This is a genomic window from Bacillus sp. RCC_6_1 (assembly GCF_041360755.1).
Classification (GTDB): Bacteria; Bacillota; Bacilli; order Bacillales; family Bacillaceae_G; genus Bacillus_A; species Bacillus_A cereus.
In genome coordinates this window covers 46,749-64,151 of the sequence record NZ_JBFUPV010000014.1, presented here as the reverse complement: position 1 = coordinate 64,151, position 17,403 = coordinate 46,749, and the positions used below count along the sequence as shown (strand labels likewise).

Here is a 17,403-nt window from a genome sequence, read left to right as displayed (position 1 = left end):
CGGCTATGAATCATAAAAAAGGAAACTTTTTTATATTTCATGGCCTTTTTATGTTCTCTGTCTTAAAACGCTTCGAATTAATTAGGGGAGGATTTTCATTTTATGTTTTTCACACAATTATTTAAACCTGCGCCCCACGCGGAACGCTTACCAGCTGATCGCGTTGATAGCGAATACCGTAAATTACGTTTACAAGTATTCTTAGGTATCTTCATCGGTTATGCAGGTTACTACTTTGTTCGAAAAAACTTTTCACTAGCAATGCCATACTTAATCGAGCAAGGCTTTAGTAAAGGGGAACTTGGGGTTATCCTTTCAGCAGTTTCTATCGCTTACGGATTAAGTAAATTTCTTATGGGTATCGTATCCGATCGTTGTAATCCTCGCTACTTTTTAGCAGCTGGGCTATTTTTATCAGGTATCATTAATATTATTTTCGGCTCATTTTCTTTCATTACAACGAGCATTATACTTATGTTTGTACTTCAGTTTTTAAATGGATGGGTACAAGGTATGGGATGGCCTCCTTGTGGTCGTACGATGGTTCACTGGTTCTCTATTAGCGAACGTGGTACAAAAATGTCTATTTGGAACGTCGCTCATAATGTTGGCGGAGCGCTTATGCCTTCACTTGTAACATTAGGCTTATACTTCTTCGCAGATGACTGGAAAAGTATTTTTTACTTCCCAGGTATTCTTTCAATTTTAGTTGGTATTTATGTATTAATTACGATGAAAGATACGCCTCAATCCTGTGGACTACCTTCTATTGAAGAACATACTGGAGAATATCCACCAGATGAAAAAGTAAAAGACCGCGAACGCGAGCTTTCAGTAAAGGAAATTTTATTTAAATACGTATTAAACAATAAGTTTTTATGGTACATCGCTATTGCGAACGTTTTCGTATATTTCGTACGTTACGGCGTTGTAGACTGGGCTCCTACTTATTTAGTAGAAGAAAAAAGCTTTACTCATAGTAGCTCACGTACTGCTTACGCTCTATATGAATGGGCTGGTATTCCAGGTACACTTCTTTGCGGATGGATGAGTGATAAACTATTTAAAGGACGTCGTGCACCTGCTGGTATTCTATTTATGGTCGGTGTATTTATCGCAGTTCTTGTTTACTGGTTAAACCCTCCTGGTAATCCAATGGTTGATAGTATCGCACTTGTCGCAATTGGATTTTTAATTTACGGACCGGTTATGTTAATTGGTCTACACGCTCTAGATTTAGCACCAAAGAAAGCTGCTGGAACTGCAGCAGGCTTAACTGGATTCTTCGGTTACTTAGGCGGAGCCGCTTTCGCTAGTGCAGCTATGGGCTTTATCGTGGATGCATTCGGATGGGATGGCGGATTCATCTTATTACTTGCATCTTGTGTACTTGCAATGTTCTTCCTTGCTCTTACTTTAAATACAGGGTCAGTAAAACAAAAGCAAGCTTAAATAATATATAACAAGCATAAAAATAGCTCTTAGCATTTACATACATGCTAAGAGCTATTTTTTATTTTCATTGCTGTTCCTACTAATGATAACAACCAATTCCTTCCCTACTATAAGATTAAAAGATTTGATGAAACACCTTTATTAAAACAGCTAACGTAACAGATGCAGCAAATCCCCCTAAACAAATAAGACTGACACCTTGGCTATATGACAAATTTTGAAATGATTTCATTGCTTCCATCCTCCCTATCTCCCCTTTGATACTTTTATTTTACCAATGGGAAAAATTTCATAACATCGATTTCTCTAACAACTAACTTACAAATTTGTAAGTTAACATCTTTTCAACTTATATATCTAGTATTTCCACAAATAAGAGTCATTTATACATAAAAAAAGACCTCAGTTATACTAAGGTCTTCGTTACATTCTATTTCATTTTACAATCATCACTGGACATTTCACACGCTTTGCTATTTTATGACTTACACTTCCAAGCACCATTTCTTGCAGTGTATTGAGCCCTCTACTTCCAGCAATGACAAGATCTATATCTCCTGTATTTACATATTGAACAATTGTATCTCCAGGATCACCATGTAATATCGTAATTGTATAAGAAATGTTCTCTTTCTTTAATAAACCTTCAATCTCTTTTAATTTATCTTTTCGACTAGCCGATATTGTTTCTAAATCTGTTTGACCTTGTATAATATCTGATTTTGCCGTTCTATTATCTACTACGTACACAACTTCAACATTTGTTTCTTCGCTACATTTCGCAATATAGGTTGCATGCTCCGCTGCTCGAAGTGCATGTTCAGAACCGTCACATGCTAATATAATTTGTTTGTACATATGCTGAATCCCCTTTTCGTTATCCTATTCGTATTATATAATAAAGCCCCCTAAAAAGGAGGCTTTTAACTAGCAATTCTTTTATTATAAGTAGCTAAATTTGCAACAAGTTTTGAACTACGTTCATTTAATCCTGTTATAGTTACTTTCACACCACTTTGTTCATACTTCATGATAACTTTATCAATTGATGCCACTGCCGAATCATCCCATACGTGCGCATGAGTAAAGTTCATTTCGATTTCTTTTACATCTTCATTAAATGAAAAATTATTTATAAAGTCGGCTGTAGATGCAAAAAAAAGTTGACCGTGAATTTCATATATTTTCTTATTTTCAATATATAAATGTTTCACGTGAATCTTTGCCATATTGAATGCAAATAAAACCGCACTAATTACTGTTCCGATAATTACACCTAATGCTAAATTATGTGTAATTAGGACAATCACAACTGTTACGATCATAACAAATGCGTTTCCTTTTGGTACTTTATGAATTGTTGTTACAGAGTTCCAATCAAACGTTCCGATTGAAACCATGATCTTTAACGAGCGTCACCATTAATAATGCCATTGCACCTGTTGCAGCTGAAATCATCCCAGTTCTTCCGCCAACAAATGAAATGGTAACTGCAATACAAAAGGCTGCGTATAACCCAACGGTCGGATCCACACCAGCGATAACAGAGAAGGCTATCGCTTCAGGAATTAATGCTAAAGCAACGACAATTCCTGATAACACGTCCCCTCTCACATTAGAAAACCAATCATTTTTTATCGTTTGAAACAAAATACCACTCCTCTACTCCTTTATCATTTGATTTTCTCCATAAGAAAATCAGCCGACTGCACGAAAGCTATTATATAACGAGTAGAAGATTTTTTACTATGTAAAAGTTTCCTAAAAAAGATATTACCTTCGTAGCTTCTTTTCTGAGAATATCAGGAAGACTTTAAATATACTATTACCTATTGTTGACTTATCGTACAATGATTTCGGATTCTACCGTATGTCAAATGAAGAGAACTTTGTTTGGATGGATGCAAAATGCACATGTAATTCAGCTCATTTAATTGAATAGTCCAAGGATCAAGATATTAGCTACCAAGGAAATTCATTTACAGTTCTATAGATATTTCCACTTCATATATGAGGTTTAGTTTTGAGGGTTTAGGATTAGAGGAGTTTATGCTAATTTAATGAAATTAGTAAAAGCACTCTTTCGAGTGCTCATTTTATGCAGATACAGTTGCTTTATCCTTACGGAATATGCCCATTAACCCACCGATTAATAATAATACGCCTGGTAATAAGTAAATTATAGAAATACAAATAAATCCACCGATAGCAGCCACAGTCATCATAATACCGCCAACCTTCGCTTTACTTCTTACCATAACAGATCCAACAATTCCTAAGATTGATAGAGCCACAGCTCCCCAACCTAAACCAATAACAGTATTCGCTCCATCAGCTTCAAAAGCAGCTCCCATACCGCCGATCAATAAAGCAACAAATGCACAAATAATACCAAAAATACCTCCAATAAGACCTAATACAAATTCAGCTGTTCTCTTCATTTTAATCTCTCCTTATTTAGCAACTTCAAATTCAAATTTCACTGATTTCTCGTCAAATGTAAATGTAGGTTTAAATGTACCAACAAACTTATCGCCTTCTGGTACATCAAATAACATTTTGTTTGTAATTTGGTTACCTGGCGCAATATTTTCGTTTATAAACGTATTTTCCCCACCAAAGTACTCTTTGAATTGGTTGCCGTTAGTATCAGCAATTTTTAATTCAGAAGTTCCAAAATATATATCTTTTTTGCCATTATTTTTAGCATTAAAAGCGATTTCTAGTACTTTCCCTTTTTCAGCTTTTACGTATTCGTTAGGCTCAACGAATTTAGCTGAACTGAAAGTAAGTTGTAAGCCATTAACTTCTACCGTATCTCCAATTTTATAAATCTTGCTTTCAGCTTTTTCCTTTTTATCTTTCTTTTCAGCCTGTTTAGGAGCATCGTTTTTACTCACTTCTTTAACTTCAGTTTCACCACAAGCAGATAAACTAAAAGCAAGTGCACCTGTTAAAGCAATAGTACCCAATTTTTTATACATTTCTTTTCCTCCGATTATGTAAAATGTAAGATTTCCGAAACTATCATAACAGAAACAGTTACAACTTTTTTGTCATATTTTGTCGAGGAAAATAAAAAAAGACGCTATATCAGTAGCGTCTTTGCTCATTTCATTAATGTCCACCGTGTCCTTGACCACTTTCCTGAACAATTTCTAACCTCTCATCTAGTATTCCTTGTGTTTCAAATGAAATATCACTCGTACTTCCTAATAAGAAGCCATGATTATATGGTCCAAGTGTTGGATTATCTTTAAACTTCGGCTGAATGCTTGCAAGGAAGTCATACACTGGTTGTGAAGCTTTCCCTTCTTCTAACAAGACAACAGGTGCGTGTTTACCCATATGTGAAAAAGGTGCCCCAGCAACTGCTAAATCTGGTGTTTTGCTTGAAACAAATGATAAACCGTGACCAGGTTTTGTGAATCCCCAGCCAAATTTTGTTTTTTCATCTTTAAATTTCGCAAACGCAACCGAATTTTCTGTTGGAGTCTCTCCACTAATACGCGTTACTTTCCCGTATTTGCTCAGCTCTTTTTCCACTTCTTTTGAAACAATTTTTTCTGGCCCTAATACATATATATTTGCTTTGTCTTTTCTCATTTTTAATGCCTCTATTGTCGCTTCTGGCACTTTATTCTTTTCTGTATAGAGTAGTGGTTCCGGCATATGAGAAATCCAATTTACAGCGGGTGTTGTATATAAACGGCCTTCTTCTGCAGACGAACCAATAATAACACTATTTGGGTAGCTTCCTGTTATATCGGCATACTCCTTATCAACATCCTTCGCAAATATAGCTGGGTCCGTTTCTTTTATTTGTTTTACTTTATAACCTTTTAATTGTTCAAGCGCGCTAGTACCTACATCTCCCATCACCATAATTTGTGTTCCGTCTTTCGTTCCGATTGGATTTAATCGTTTTATTTCTTTTAACGTCATTTCCGGTATCTTTTCTTTTTCTATAAATAAAATCGGCCCGTTATTCGGATGATGAATAAGGTCTGCACTCGCAATACCTAATTGCCACTCGCTTGCTGGTACTAAAATAACAGCACCTGGCTGGTTCTCCTTATGAGTTGCTGGCCATATCGTTTGCGAAGTTAATACTGCCATTTTTAGGGGGTCATTTGTATTTAACCTCGTCACATTTTTTAGACTTGTCGTTAATAAATCATTAGATGCACCTTCGTTCATTTCTTTTGGCGCCGTTACCTCCTGATTCATTTTCATTTCCTTTTGCTCTGTTTTCTTCTCTTTTGTAGATTCATGGTTTTTATGGTCTGTATTCGTTTGTCCGCATGCAGCAAGACCAACTGCTGTAATTATTGTTATCCCAAAAATTCGGGTCATTTTTTTCACTATACCGCCTCCGTATTAATCATTTTTGAGCCAATATGATTACCTAAAATGTAATTTCAACTCCACAATAACAAGCAATTCTGAAGAAATTATGCAGACGCATCATAATCTGCACCATTTCTTCATGATTTTGCATTACACTTTAAGTAACGATTATAAATATGGAGGGCTCTCTATGATTGATATACTGCTCGTAGACGATGAACCGAGAATGCTTGAATTATTAACGCTTTATCTTACCCCAATTGGATATAACTGCGTATGTGCGACTTCAGGAGAAGAAGCTATTTTACATATAGAAAATCGAAACTTTAAATTTGTTTTACTCGATATTATGATGCCAAAGATGGACGGATGGGAAACGTGCAAAAAAATCCGATCTTTTAGTAACATTCCTATTATTATGGTTACAGCTCGTGATCAAACAGTAGATGTCGTTCAAGGATTAAAACTTGGAGCCGATGATTACGTAACGAAACCTTTCCATGAAGAAGAACTTTTCGCAAGAATTGAAGCCGTTTTAAGACGTACAAATGAACATAAACAAATCCAATATCACGGTATTGTATGGGATGAAACAAAACACTTCGTTTCTGTCCATAGTGAAGAACTCCTTCTCACACCAATTGAATTTTCTTTACTCGGATTATTTTTACGCCATGTGAACTACGTATTAAACCGTGATCAGCTCATCGAACGAATTTGGGGATTAAACACAAATACAGAAGATCGCACAGTCGATTCGCATATTCGTAATTTACGTGATAAATTGCGAAAAGCAAATTTCCCTATTGATCATCATTTAAAAACCGTGTATGGAGTAGGTTATCGATGGGTTGATACTGAACAGTAAGGGGCAAAACGATGAAACGAATTTCAATTCAATTCGGATTTTATTTTTTAATTGTTACACTTTTAATTGAAAGTGTTCTCTTTATTTTGCTCTATTATAGTCTCGTAAACACTAGAGTAAATGAAGAAATGACAGCTTTATTAAAGCGAGGAAATAGTCATCGAGATGTACTTGAAAAATATTACGATGAGCAAACCATCTCTCACGTAGCATTAATGGAATCTGAAGCTGAAACAACTGTCGTTATTACAAATACAAATAAAGAAGTGCTAGCTAAATCTAACGAAATAAACACGACTATAAAAAATCACATTAGTAGCATGCAGACTCGAACAGACCATAACGGAGCGATTATAGAAAATCATTGGAAAACATCTAATTATATATGTACAGTTAGTCCTATCATAGTAGCTGGAAAACATGAAGGGTATGTGTATATGTTTCTTGGAACAAAATCCATTGAAAAGTTGGTAAATGGATTAACGAAACAATTCATTATTGCTGGCGCCATCACGTTTCTACTCACAGTCATCACAATTTTCCTATTATCACGTTTATTAACAAAACCATTGTTACACATGAAACATGCAACTGAAAAAATGAGTAAAGGCGATTTGTCCGTTTCATTAACGACTACTCGAAATGATGAAATTGGTGAACTAGCATCATCTATTCAAACGCTCGCAAATGATTTACATTATATGAGAACAGAGCGAAGTGAATTTCTAGCAAGTGTTGCTCACGAATTACGAACACCATTAACATACGTAAGAGGTTACGCTGACATTGCTTTAAAAGAGACCACATCTCCTGAGCAACGTTTGCGATATTTATCTATTATAAAAGATGAGTCTGATTACATTACAAACTTAGTTCAAGATTTATTTTCACTTGCACAAATGGAACAACATAACTTTTCTATTCAAGTAAAGGAAGTACATTTACACACCTTCCTTACTCGCATAGCCGAAAAAGTTAACGCTATGTATAAAGAAAGGTACATTAAAGTTTCTTTCTCTTGTCCTCCTACACTGGTAGTAAACTTAGATGAACAGCGATTTGAACAAGTTATAATAAACATTTTAAATAACGCTTATAGGCATTCAAAAGAACATTCTCATATAAACATTTCTGTTACAGAAGAACATTCTCATATAAACATTTCTGTTACAGAAGAACATAGACGTATTTTCATTACAATTGAAGATGAAGGCGAAGGTATTCCGCCTGAAGACCTCCCTCACATTTTCGATCGTTTTTATCGAGTTGATAAAGCGAGAACACGAGCTACAGGCGGAACTGGTTTAGGACTATCTATCGTAAAAGAAATTGTAGAACTACACGGCGGAAATATTACTGTAACGAGCGAAGTCGATTATGGGTCTTGCTTTATAATTTCATTACCATCCATAAAGAAACACGACTATCATCAATAGTCGTGTTTTTTATCACTTTACTTTATAATATAAATTTACAAATTGCCCAAAACGTTTCGTATCCGTTAAAGTTAAATTAATTTCCGGGTTCTTGTCTTGAAATAACGGAACTCCAGAACCTAATATGTGAGGTGTAATCGTAACAACATATTCATCAATTAGATTATTCTTAAAGAACTCTCTTAAGAGACTCCCTCCACCGACCATCCATATTTTAGATCCTTCTTGTGCTTTTAACCTTTTTGTAAACTCCACTACATCTTCATTTACAAACTCCACGTGTTCGTTTGAACCTTTTTCTGAGTTAGAAAAAACATAACATTTTTTATCTAAATACGGGAATGGTTCTATATGCTCTACTACATAATCATACGTTCTTTTTCCCATAATTATTGTATCAATAGTTTCGTACATTTCTGTATAACCGTTATCTCCCTCTCCTTCGGTTTCCATTAACCACTGTAAATCATCATCTTCTTTCGCAATATATCCATCTAAGCTCGCCGCAATAAATAAAACTATTTCACGTGACATATTTTTTCCTCCTTATACCTCATCTTGATAACATTATGATGTAAACAATATACTAACAATAAAACACGACAATTTATGTCATGTTTAAAAAGAAAAAAGGTGATACATTTGTCAAAAGCTAAACGCTTATTAGATATTCTTATATTTGCTTCTGCGAAAAAAGCATTTACAGCTCAAGAAATAGCCGATGAATTTAATATTTCTGTTCGTACTGTCCATAGATACATTTTAGATTTAAGTGATATGGGATTACCCATTTACGCTGAACAAGGTCGCAACGGAGGATATAAAGTATTAACGAATAGAGTAATTCCACCTATTTTATTTACCGAAGAAGAAGCAGTCTCTATCTTTTTTGCCTTTCAATCTTTAAGCTACTACAGAGACTTGCCTTTTAACACAGAAATAAATTCCGTTACACATAAACTATATAGCTCCCTACAACATGATGCGAAAGCTAAAGTTGACAAAATACGTTCTTATATCGCCTTTTGGAATCCGAAAAGAACAATTGAGACACCACTTTTAAACGAAGTGTTAACAGCGGCTATTGAAAATAAAAATTTACACTTTCAATACGAATCTAAATCAAGGATCAAAACAAAACACGTTCATCCTATCGGTGTATATGCGCATGATGGTTTATGGTATTTACCTGCTTATGATTTTAATGTAGAAAAAACATTACTGTATCGCGTCGATCGTATTCTTTCTATATTATCAACGGAAGAAAATGAAGATACATTCATGAATTTAGAAGAGTGGTTTGCCTCTAACTCTCACGTAGTACATAATCCTACTCAGTTACATGTTTTACTGTCAACAGAAGGCGTACGCCAATGTAAAAGCGTGCCTTACCTTGAAGAATTCGTTGTAACAAACGAAAACGGGACAGGATATATACATTCAACAATTGATAAAGGAGAAATCAATTTTATTACCCCTTTATTTTATAGACTCGGAAAAGATGCAAAAGTTTTAGAACCGATAGAATTGATAGATGGTTTACGTATGCGTGCGAAAGAAGTTTTACATATGTATGAAGACGAAAAAAGCTGCTAAATATAAGCAGCTTTTTGTGTATTTGTTCCTATCGTTTTGACTGTTGACGAATATCAATCCACCAACGATATGACGCATTCATATTTTCAGTACTTCCATTCCCTCTGTAATGGAAAGCATCCAAAAAGATTGAATCTAGTTTATCTTCATCTACAAAGTAACCTAAGTTAACTTTTACCGTTTCTCCTGGTGTGATACTGCCAATATTGTAGAAGCTTTTCCCATCTCCGTGAGGCTCTAAATAATCAACTTCTCCCGTCATAATACGCGTTGCATCCATTCCCTCTTCTTTAGCGTATTTCCATGCATTCCCTTCAAATTTAAGCTGCTTTATGGATGGATGCATATAGATTTCTTCTGTCTCCTGTTTACCAATATTTCTCACTGTTGTTGTCAAGTAGACAAATTTAACATTAACTAATTGCGAATCTACTAATGTATCAATTGAATCTTTACCATTCCCTAATTTATATACATCCCGTCTGTACGATAGCAGTTTTCCCGTCTGATCTAAAGCCTTCTTCTTGCTTAATATCCCTAGGCCAAGTTCATTAAAGTTCTCTTGTTTAAAATCTTTAATCGAATCAAAAACTTCAACTTTTTCTATCACATATTCAATTTGGCTGTTATCCATAGATATCGTTACTGGAACCTTTTGCCCTATATGAAATAGTCGTTTGCTATCTTTTTTCAAAGGAATCACTTTAGATTTTTTAGGTTCATCTGCTTGGCTAAAATACTTTTTATCATAATTTGATATATGTGATGCCTTTTCTTTTGACGTGGGCTCAAGTGAAATATTCCCTAAGACATCTATCATTTGTTCTTCATTTATATCTGATCCAATAAAACTTTCTAACATAATCCCTTCTTTCTCAAAAAAGAGAAAGACCTTCCTATCAAACATTACATTGTTGTTTCCAGTTTCTTTATGAACAATTACTGCTTTCTTGCCACCTATCTCTTTTTCTTCGTAGCTTTTTGAATATAAAGTTTGAAAGTCCGCATTTTCCCCTACTCTCCAAAGACTAAATGAAAAGCCTCCATTTGCGTCGTTATCTTTAAATGAATATTTCATAGCAGAGTCATCAATTGCTTCCATATTTTCTGGTAATTTATCAATTTTCAGCTTATACCACTTATCAGCCTTTTTCGTGTCCTTATTTGTTACCGACACATTTACTTCATAATTTTGTTTTTGAACAATCATATTATAGACTTTTACTGCACCAAAAACGGTTGTCGGCATACCAATCAATAAGCAGGCAGCAGCGATTAACATACGATGTCTTTTACTCTTTTTCTGTGGTCGCTCGCCCTTCAGCTTTATTTCCTCCATAAACAGTTTCTTTTTGCGCGTATATGTATGTGAAAATTCATGTTGTTCTTCGGATTTATCAAAATCATCTAAAGCAATTTTTTCAGCAAGTTCATATATTTCTTTGGAGTTCTTTGAATTCGTCATGTTGTATACCTCCTATCATATTTTGGACTCGTTTTCGAGCGCGTTCAAACTGCTTGCGGACATTAGCCTCCTTAATCCCCATTACACTTGAAATTTCTTGATACGTTAAGTTATAGAAGACTTTGTACTTAAACACCTGTCTGTTAGATTCATTTAACTCTTTTAGCAATGTATCAATTTGAACCTCAGACATTTTACGTTTTTCCCACTCTTCAATATTTTCATCTACTGCTTCTATTGATTCTCTTTCATATTCTTCTAAAAATGTTTCATGTCGTTTATTTTTCCGGTAACTATCAATCGCCTTGTTTTTCGCGATCCTCAAAATATAGCGTTTAAGCTCTTGAGTAGCCAAGCTATGGAGCTTTTCCAAGTTCTTATAAAGAGTAATAAACGTCTCTTGAACCGCATCTTCAGCCTGTTGAATATTATTTAAAATAGAATAAGCTACATAATAAATTTTTTGTTCATACAACTCATATAGCTCTTCCATCTTTTCATAATCGTTGTTTGTAACTTTCATATAATTCCTCCTCTCACTCTATATAACGAATGAGCACTGTACTTTGTGACACTGCAAAATCTTTTTATAGATAAAATTTAATAATAGAATAAACAAAAGCCCAATTTCTCTATTGTAACTGAGAAATTGGGCTTTTTAATATTAGAATTTTCCTGACTGTATCTCTAAGAAAAATTCTTTTACACCTTTTCAATATGCAGTATTTGCTCTATCGCTTCTTTTAACAAATTCTTTGTCTCTTCCAAGTTATGATTCTGCTTTTCTGCTGGTTGTACCATATAAAACTCAGCAAACGAACGCTCTTTATATCTTGGTACGACATGCATATGATAATGTGTTAACTCGTTAAATACTCCACCATTTTGACAAACTGTAACTCCGTCAGGTTTATATACTATCTTAATCGCTTTTGCAATAAGCTTAGAAGCATCCATAACGGATTTTGCTACAACATCATTTAATTCATCTACTTCTACAACATGTTGCTTTGGCACAATTAAAGTATGTCCTGGGTAGAAAGGCGCATGATCTAAAAAGCAAGTTACATAATCATCTTCATATATTTTATATATAATTTCCTCTCCGCCTGCTAATTTACACCCTAAACATTCCATCATATTTCCCCCTTTATTAAAAACATAAAAACGTGAGAGCCGTATTCTCACGTTTTTATGTTTCATTTTATTAGTTCAATTGTTTCCGTAACCTTTATACTATCTTTTACAGATTGAACAATCGTACAATTTTTCACTGCAAGTTGCAGCGCCTTGTCCAGCTGCTCTTCTGTAATATTTTGCGCTTTAATTTTATAGTGCAAATGAACACTTTCAACTGGCTTCGATAACGCTTCACTTCTACCAATTTCAGTTTCGATTGTAAACGTATCGTATGGAATACGTTTCTTTTTTAAAATCGTTCGAAAGACAATTGCACTACACCCTGCGATAGAAGAAACGAGTAATTGTAACGGTGAATAACCGTTTTCTTTTCCAATCGCTAATTGACCATACGATAAATCTGCTTCTATATCATCGTGTTTGATTGTTAGTTTCATTTGTTTTTTCCATCTCCACTTTCATCGGTTTCTGCCGTTTCTTACTAATATAATAATAATATATATAGCAGAAAATGATAAATGGAATACCACAGTATAACGCCATTCTTTGTTCTGGAATAAACGCTAAACTAATAACAACGATACTATTTGTAATTAAAGCTAAAATTGGAACGATTGGGTATAGTGGTGTTCTATACTTTAAGTCCTCTAACTTTCCTCCGCCTTTTATATACTGACTTCTAAAGCGAAGTTGCGATAAAGCAATAATGATCCAACTTGAAACAGCTGATAAACCAGCTATAGATAATAAGTACATGTATACTGTATCTTCTGCAAGGAAGCTTGTTAATAAAGATAAAGCAGCTACAGCAATTGTTACAACTAACGCTGTAATTGGAATACCACGTTTATTTACTTTTTGGAAAGACTTTGGTGCCATTCCTTCATTTGCAAGTGACCATAGTATACGAGTTGCCGCATATAATCCTGAATTCGCTACAGATAGTAACGCTGTAATAATAACGAAATTCATAATATCAGCTGCATACGGAATACCGATTTTATCAAATACGACTACGAATGGACTTTCAATTACGCCAGCTTCTTTCCAAGAAATTAACCCTACTAAAATCGTCATTGTTAAAATGAAGAATAACATAATGCGCCATACTGTATTACGGATCGCGCGTGGAATTGTTTTTTCTGGATTTTCACTTTCTCCCGCTGCAATCCCGATTAACTCTGTTCCTTGGAACGAGAAGTTAACTGTAATCATCGTAAGTAATACGGCAGCTAGTCCATTCGGGAATAATCCACCATCGCTTACAAAGTTAGAGAAAAGAGGTGCTGCTTCTTTTCCGTCATATGATATAAACCCTAATAATGCACTACCACCAAGAACGACAAAGGCAAGAATGGTAACTACTTTAATACTAGAAAACCAAAATTCTAATTCAGCATAACTTTTTGCCGAAATTGCGTTTGAAGCATATAAAATAACACCGAATACAAGGCACCATACCCAAACATCAACATTTGGAAACCATCTTTTCATCATTAAACCTATTGACGTTAATTCTAGACCCACTGTTACTGCCCAGCCAAGCCAGTATAACCAGCCAATCATAAAGCCCGTTCCTGGTCCAATAAACTTCGTTGCATACTTTTGGAAAGATCCTGAAACCGGCATCGCTACCGTTAACTCTCCAAGACAAAGCATTGTTAAATACATAATAAATCCGCCTACTAAATATGAAAGGATGGCTCCCCCTGGTCCAGCCTGATTAATAGTGTAACCTGAACCTAAGAAAAAACCAGTTCCGATTACACCACCAAGTGCGATCATAAATAAATGTCTACTCTTCATCGTGCGATGTAATTTCTCATTCGTTGGTTGCTGCATCTAAATCCTCCCCCTACCAATACCCCTATATCTTGTTAAAATTTTCTGATAATAAAAATATACACGAAAGCGATTACATTTTCTATATAAAATTAAAACTTTTCTGATAAAATAATATAAAAATCGAATTATTGCAAGATTTAGATTCTATTTAGAGGAAAATAAGGAGAAACAAGGAAAAAACTCTTACATATATTGTAAGAGTCAACGAAGTTCTAATCTTCTCGATAAAATTGATAAACTATAATTTACGATAAAGTACATACAAGCTACTAATATAAATGTTGGAATCATGTAATTCACATTTTGCCCGCTAATAATTTGAGCATTATGCATAAGCTCAGGGAGTGATATAACAACCGCTAGCGACGTATCCTTCAGCAATGAAATAAATTGACTGACAAGCGGCGGAACCATTCTCCTTAATGCTTGTGGCAAAATAATATGCCAAAGCGCTTGCACATAAGTTAATCCCGAAGATCTTGCGGCTTCAACCTGCCCTTTTTCAATAGACAATAAACCACTTCTAACAATTTCAGATATCATTGCTGCCTCAAATATTGTTAAAGCAACAATTGCAGCTGTTATAATTTCTAATTTCAAGCCTGCTTCTGGAAGTGCAAAATACGTGAAAAATATAATTAACAGTAGTGGTAAGTTTCGAATCACTTCAACTATAACTCCTAATATTTGTGAGACGACAGGTATTTTCGTGTAGCGCAATATACCGATTACACTTCCAATAATAAAACTAAGTACAATTGCTATGAGCGCTACCTCTAATGTTATAAGTAATCCTTTTAATAAAAATAGAATATGATCTCCTGTAATTGCTCCCTTGAAATCCATTTACACCGCCTCCTTTGCTAAGCGTTTTTCTAAATAACGCACTAGCATACTGAGCGGAATTGTTAATATTAAATAAAACATCCCGACAAATATATAAACATCAAACGTAACAAACGTCTTCGTTGAAATTAAATCTCCTTGATACATTAAATCAGCACCAGCAATGATTCCAAGTATTGAGGAGTTTTTAACTAAATTGAGAAACTGGTTTCCTAAAGGGGGAATTACAATTTTCACAGCTTGTGGTAAGACAACATAATACATCGCCTGCACATACGTTAGCCCTGAAGAGCGAGCAGCTTCCATCTGCCCTTTCGCAACTGATAAAATACCAGCGCGAATTACTTCTGCAATAAAAGCTGCCGTATATACCGTAAGCGTAACTGTTCCTGCTACAAAACCATTTAAAGTAATTCCTATTACAGGTAAAGCAAAATAGAATATAAATGCAATTAATACGAGTGGAATATTTCTTACAAACTCCACAAAAGCTGATCCTATCCAATTTAAAATACGAATAGGTGCAATACGCATTACTGCCAAAATTACTCCTAAAATAAAACTACCTATCAATGCAATTACACTAGACATAACTGTATATTTAAATCCTTCTAAATACATATCAATGTTATTCGTTAATATAGAAAAATCAGGCACATATTCTCCCCTCTTTCTTTACAAGAAGAGGATGAGTACTCTCATCCTCTCACTTTTACTATCTACTTTTCTGGTTTTTGTCCAATCCATTTCTCATATAATTTGTCATACTCTCCGCTTGCTTTCATGTCTTTAATTAAAGTATTAATCTCTTTCGTTAAATCATCTGCCCCTTTTTGCACTGCAATTCCATACGGTTCATCTGTGAAAATTTTTCCTACTACTTCATAATTAGAATCTTGTTTTGCCATTCCGTAAAGGATCGCATTATCTGTCGTTAACACATCACCTTTACCTGCCTTTAACGCTGTAAATGCCTCACTATAATTTTCAAACTCTAATACAGTCGCTTCTGGTGACTTTTGACGAATGTTATTTGTAGATGTTGACCCTTTTACAGCTAATACTTTAACGCCTTGTTTTATATCATCGACACTCTTAATATTGCTTCCTTTTTTCACAAGTAACGATTGTCCTGCTTTAAAATATACATCTGAAAAATCCACTTCTTTTTTGCGTTCTTCCGTAATTGTCATTGTTGCAATAATTGCATCAATATCACCATTTTTCAGCATTGGAATACGTGTTTTAGACGTTACTTCTTTCAGCTCTAGCTTCTTTTCATCTCCAAGAATCTTTTTCGCAAGTGCCTTCGCGACATCAACATCGAATCCTTCTACCTGCCCTGTTGAAGGATTTTTTAATCCAAATAAATTCGTATCATTCTTCACCCCAACTACTAATTTCCCTCGTTTCTTAATTTGCTCAACAGCCCCGCCTTGCTTCGTATTTGTTTCCTTTGCCTCATCTTTCTTACTTCCGCAACCAGCAACAACAAGCACAAATAAACATGAAAATACGATTAAAGTAAATAATTTTTTCATTTTAAGCATGAAATTCCTCCTCTAATGATTTAGCACCCGACTTAAAAATAAACGAGCTCTTTCTTGGTCAGGGTTTGCAAAAAAGTGCGCCGGTGTTGTATCTTCAATAATTTGACCATCATCCATAAATAAGATCCTATCTGCTACCTCTCTAGCAAATCCCATTTCATGCGTGACAACGACCATTGTCATCCCTTCTTTAGCCAGTGCTTTCATAACATCAAGTACCTCTCCAATCATCTCTGGATCAAGAGCAGACGTAGGCTCATCGAATAGCATAATTTCCGGCTGCATTGCAAGTCCTCTAGCAATTGCCACCCGTTGCTGTTGTCCTCCGGATAATTGATGTGGATATACGTTAGCCTTCTCCGGGATTCCTACTTTCTCTAAATAAAACATTGCTGTTTTCTCTGCTTCTTCTTTGGAAACTTTATTTACTTTAATCGGTGCTAATGTAATATTTTGAAGAACCGTTTTATGTGGATATAAATAAAAATGTTGAAAGACCATCCCAATATTTCGCCGCAATTCATTCATGTCCGTTTTTTTATTGTGTACCTCTGTATTTTGTACAATTAATTCTCCATCTGTAATTGCCTCTAATTGATTTATACATCGAAGCAATGTACTTTTTCCTGATCCTGAAGGCCCGACAACTACTACCACTTCCCCTTTTTTCACTTGCACATTAATATTTTTCAAAACTTGAAAGTTACCATAATATTTATTTACATTACGAAATTCTATCAACATACTCCCCCTTCCCCTAACAATGCATGTACATTCTTTTTATATTCAAAAATAGTCCCAAAAATAACTTTTAGCTTCAATTTGTCCATAAAAAAAAGCAAAGAGTTTCCC

General features: G+C 34.8%; 19 protein-coding genes and 1 pseudogene. 4 read left to right on the top strand and 16 right to left on the bottom strand.

Annotation, left to right across the window (positions count from 1 at the left end; translation table 11 throughout):
• The first annotated feature begins 102 nt into the window (after positions 1–102).
• The gene (gene glpT / locus AB6801_RS26030) at positions 103–1,452 is read left to right on the top strand and encodes a glycerol-3-phosphate transporter (RefSeq protein ID WP_000466384.1); all 1,350 of its coding nucleotides are present in this window, start codon (positions 103–105) and stop codon (positions 1,450–1,452) included.
• Between the two features lie 118 nt (positions 1,453–1,570).
• Here the strand turns inward: glpT and AB6801_RS26025 are convergent, their stop codons facing one another.
• The 6 genes and pseudogenes from AB6801_RS26025 to AB6801_RS26000 form a co-directional block, all read right to left on the bottom strand.
• Positions 1,571–1,687 carry a DUF4027 family protein gene (locus tag AB6801_RS26025; protein WP_000834733.1) on the bottom strand — a complete coding sequence of 39 codons (117 nt, stop codon included), beginning with the start codon at positions 1,685–1,687 and terminating at the stop codon, positions 1,571–1,573.
• A 203-nt stretch (positions 1,688–1,890) separates the two neighbouring features.
• Positions 1,891–2,313 carry a universal stress protein gene (locus AB6801_RS26020; RefSeq protein ID WP_000277999.1) on the bottom strand — a complete coding sequence of 141 codons (423 nt, stop codon included), beginning with the start codon at positions 2,311–2,313 and terminating at the stop codon, positions 1,891–1,893.
• A gap of 65 nt (positions 2,314–2,378) precedes the next feature.
• Positions 2,379–3,105 (bottom strand): annotated as a pseudogene (locus AB6801_RS26015) (SulP family inorganic anion transporter).
• A gap of 446 nt (positions 3,106–3,551) precedes the next feature.
• A complete protein-coding gene (locus tag AB6801_RS26010) occupies positions 3,552–3,896 on the bottom strand; it encodes a DUF4064 domain-containing protein (RefSeq protein WP_000831286.1) in 345 nt (114 codons plus the stop codon).
• Positions 3,897–3,908: 12 nt separating this feature from the next.
• The gene (locus AB6801_RS26005; RefSeq protein WP_000277062.1) at positions 3,909–4,439 is read right to left on the bottom strand and encodes a DUF4352 domain-containing protein; all 531 of its coding nucleotides are present in this window, start codon (positions 4,437–4,439) and stop codon (positions 3,909–3,911) included.
• A 133-nt stretch (positions 4,440–4,572) separates the two neighbouring features.
• Positions 4,573–5,820: a hypothetical protein gene (locus AB6801_RS26000; protein WP_000738868.1), complete on the bottom strand. Its 1,248-nt coding sequence runs from the start codon at positions 5,818–5,820 to the stop codon at positions 4,573–4,575.
• A gap of 175 nt (positions 5,821–5,995) precedes the next feature.
• Between AB6801_RS26000 and AB6801_RS25995 the strand changes: the two genes are divergently transcribed.
• Together AB6801_RS25995 and AB6801_RS25990 are read left to right on the top strand one after the other, a co-directional pair.
• Positions 5,996–6,673, top strand: coding sequence for a response regulator transcription factor (locus AB6801_RS25995; protein ID WP_000565484.1), 678 nt, complete (start codon positions 5,996–5,998; stop codon positions 6,671–6,673).
• Between the two features lie 11 nt (positions 6,674–6,684).
• Positions 6,685–8,109 (top strand): sensor histidine kinase, encoded by a 1,425-nt coding sequence (locus tag AB6801_RS25990; protein ID WP_097999563.1) that lies wholly within the window; start codon positions 6,685–6,687, stop codon positions 8,107–8,109.
• A 12-nt stretch (positions 8,110–8,121) separates the two neighbouring features.
• Here the strand turns inward: AB6801_RS25990 and AB6801_RS25985 are convergent, their stop codons facing one another.
• Positions 8,122–8,643 (bottom strand): dihydrofolate reductase family protein, encoded by a 522-nt coding sequence (locus tag AB6801_RS25985; RefSeq protein ID WP_000085764.1) that lies wholly within the window; start codon positions 8,641–8,643, stop codon positions 8,122–8,124.
• Positions 8,644–8,718: 75 nt separating this feature from the next.
• On the opposite strand from AB6801_RS25985, the gene AB6801_RS25980 reads away from it, so the two are divergent.
• Positions 8,719–9,705 (top strand): helix-turn-helix transcriptional regulator, encoded by a 987-nt coding sequence (locus tag AB6801_RS25980; RefSeq protein WP_119781844.1) that lies wholly within the window; start codon positions 8,719–8,721, stop codon positions 9,703–9,705.
• Positions 9,706–9,733: 28 nt separating this feature from the next.
• Here the strand turns inward: AB6801_RS25980 and AB6801_RS25975 are convergent, their stop codons facing one another.
• The 9 genes from AB6801_RS25975 to AB6801_RS25935 all read right to left on the bottom strand — a co-directional run bounded on the left by AB6801_RS25975 (position 9,734) and on the right by AB6801_RS25935 (position 17,295).
• Positions 9,734–11,170 (bottom strand): DUF4367 domain-containing protein, encoded by a 1,437-nt coding sequence (locus AB6801_RS25975; protein WP_097999562.1) that lies wholly within the window; start codon positions 11,168–11,170, stop codon positions 9,734–9,736.
• The gene (locus tag AB6801_RS25970; RefSeq protein WP_000869267.1) at positions 11,136–11,693 is read right to left on the bottom strand and encodes an RNA polymerase sigma factor; all 558 of its coding nucleotides are present in this window, start codon (positions 11,691–11,693) and stop codon (positions 11,136–11,138) included. Before AB6801_RS25970 ends, AB6801_RS25975 begins: the two co-directional genes overlap by 35 nt.
• 179 nt (positions 11,694–11,872) lie before the next feature.
• A complete protein-coding gene (locus AB6801_RS25965) occupies positions 11,873–12,307 on the bottom strand; it encodes an HIT family protein (protein WP_000388959.1) in 435 nt (144 codons plus the stop codon).
• Between the two features lie 62 nt (positions 12,308–12,369).
• On the bottom strand, positions 12,370–12,747 hold the full coding sequence (locus AB6801_RS25960) for an OsmC family protein (RefSeq protein ID WP_000778842.1): 378 nt from the start codon (positions 12,745–12,747) through the stop codon (positions 12,370–12,372).
• Positions 12,722–14,152: an amino acid permease gene (locus AB6801_RS25955; RefSeq protein WP_097999561.1), complete on the bottom strand. Its 1,431-nt coding sequence runs from the start codon at positions 14,150–14,152 to the stop codon at positions 12,722–12,724. Before AB6801_RS25955 ends, AB6801_RS25960 begins: the two co-directional genes overlap by 26 nt.
• A 204-nt stretch (positions 14,153–14,356) precedes the next feature.
• Complete coding sequence (locus AB6801_RS25950) at positions 14,357–15,001, bottom strand: amino acid ABC transporter permease (protein ID WP_000345955.1); 645 nt, start codon at positions 14,999–15,001, stop codon at positions 14,357–14,359.
• Positions 15,002–15,658 (bottom strand): amino acid ABC transporter permease, encoded by a 657-nt coding sequence (locus tag AB6801_RS25945; protein ID WP_001112667.1) that lies wholly within the window; start codon positions 15,656–15,658, stop codon positions 15,002–15,004.
• Positions 15,659–15,720: 62 nt separating this feature from the next.
• The gene (gene glnH / locus AB6801_RS25940; RefSeq protein ID WP_000916491.1) at positions 15,721–16,551 is read right to left on the bottom strand and encodes a glutamine ABC transporter substrate-binding protein GlnH; all 831 of its coding nucleotides are present in this window, start codon (positions 16,549–16,551) and stop codon (positions 15,721–15,723) included.
• A 12-nt stretch (positions 16,552–16,563) separates the two neighbouring features.
• Positions 16,564–17,295, bottom strand: a complete 732-nt coding sequence (locus AB6801_RS25935) for an amino acid ABC transporter ATP-binding protein (RefSeq protein ID WP_097998500.1) — start codon at positions 17,293–17,295, stop codon at positions 16,564–16,566.
• Positions 17,296–17,403: the final 108 nt, after the last annotated feature.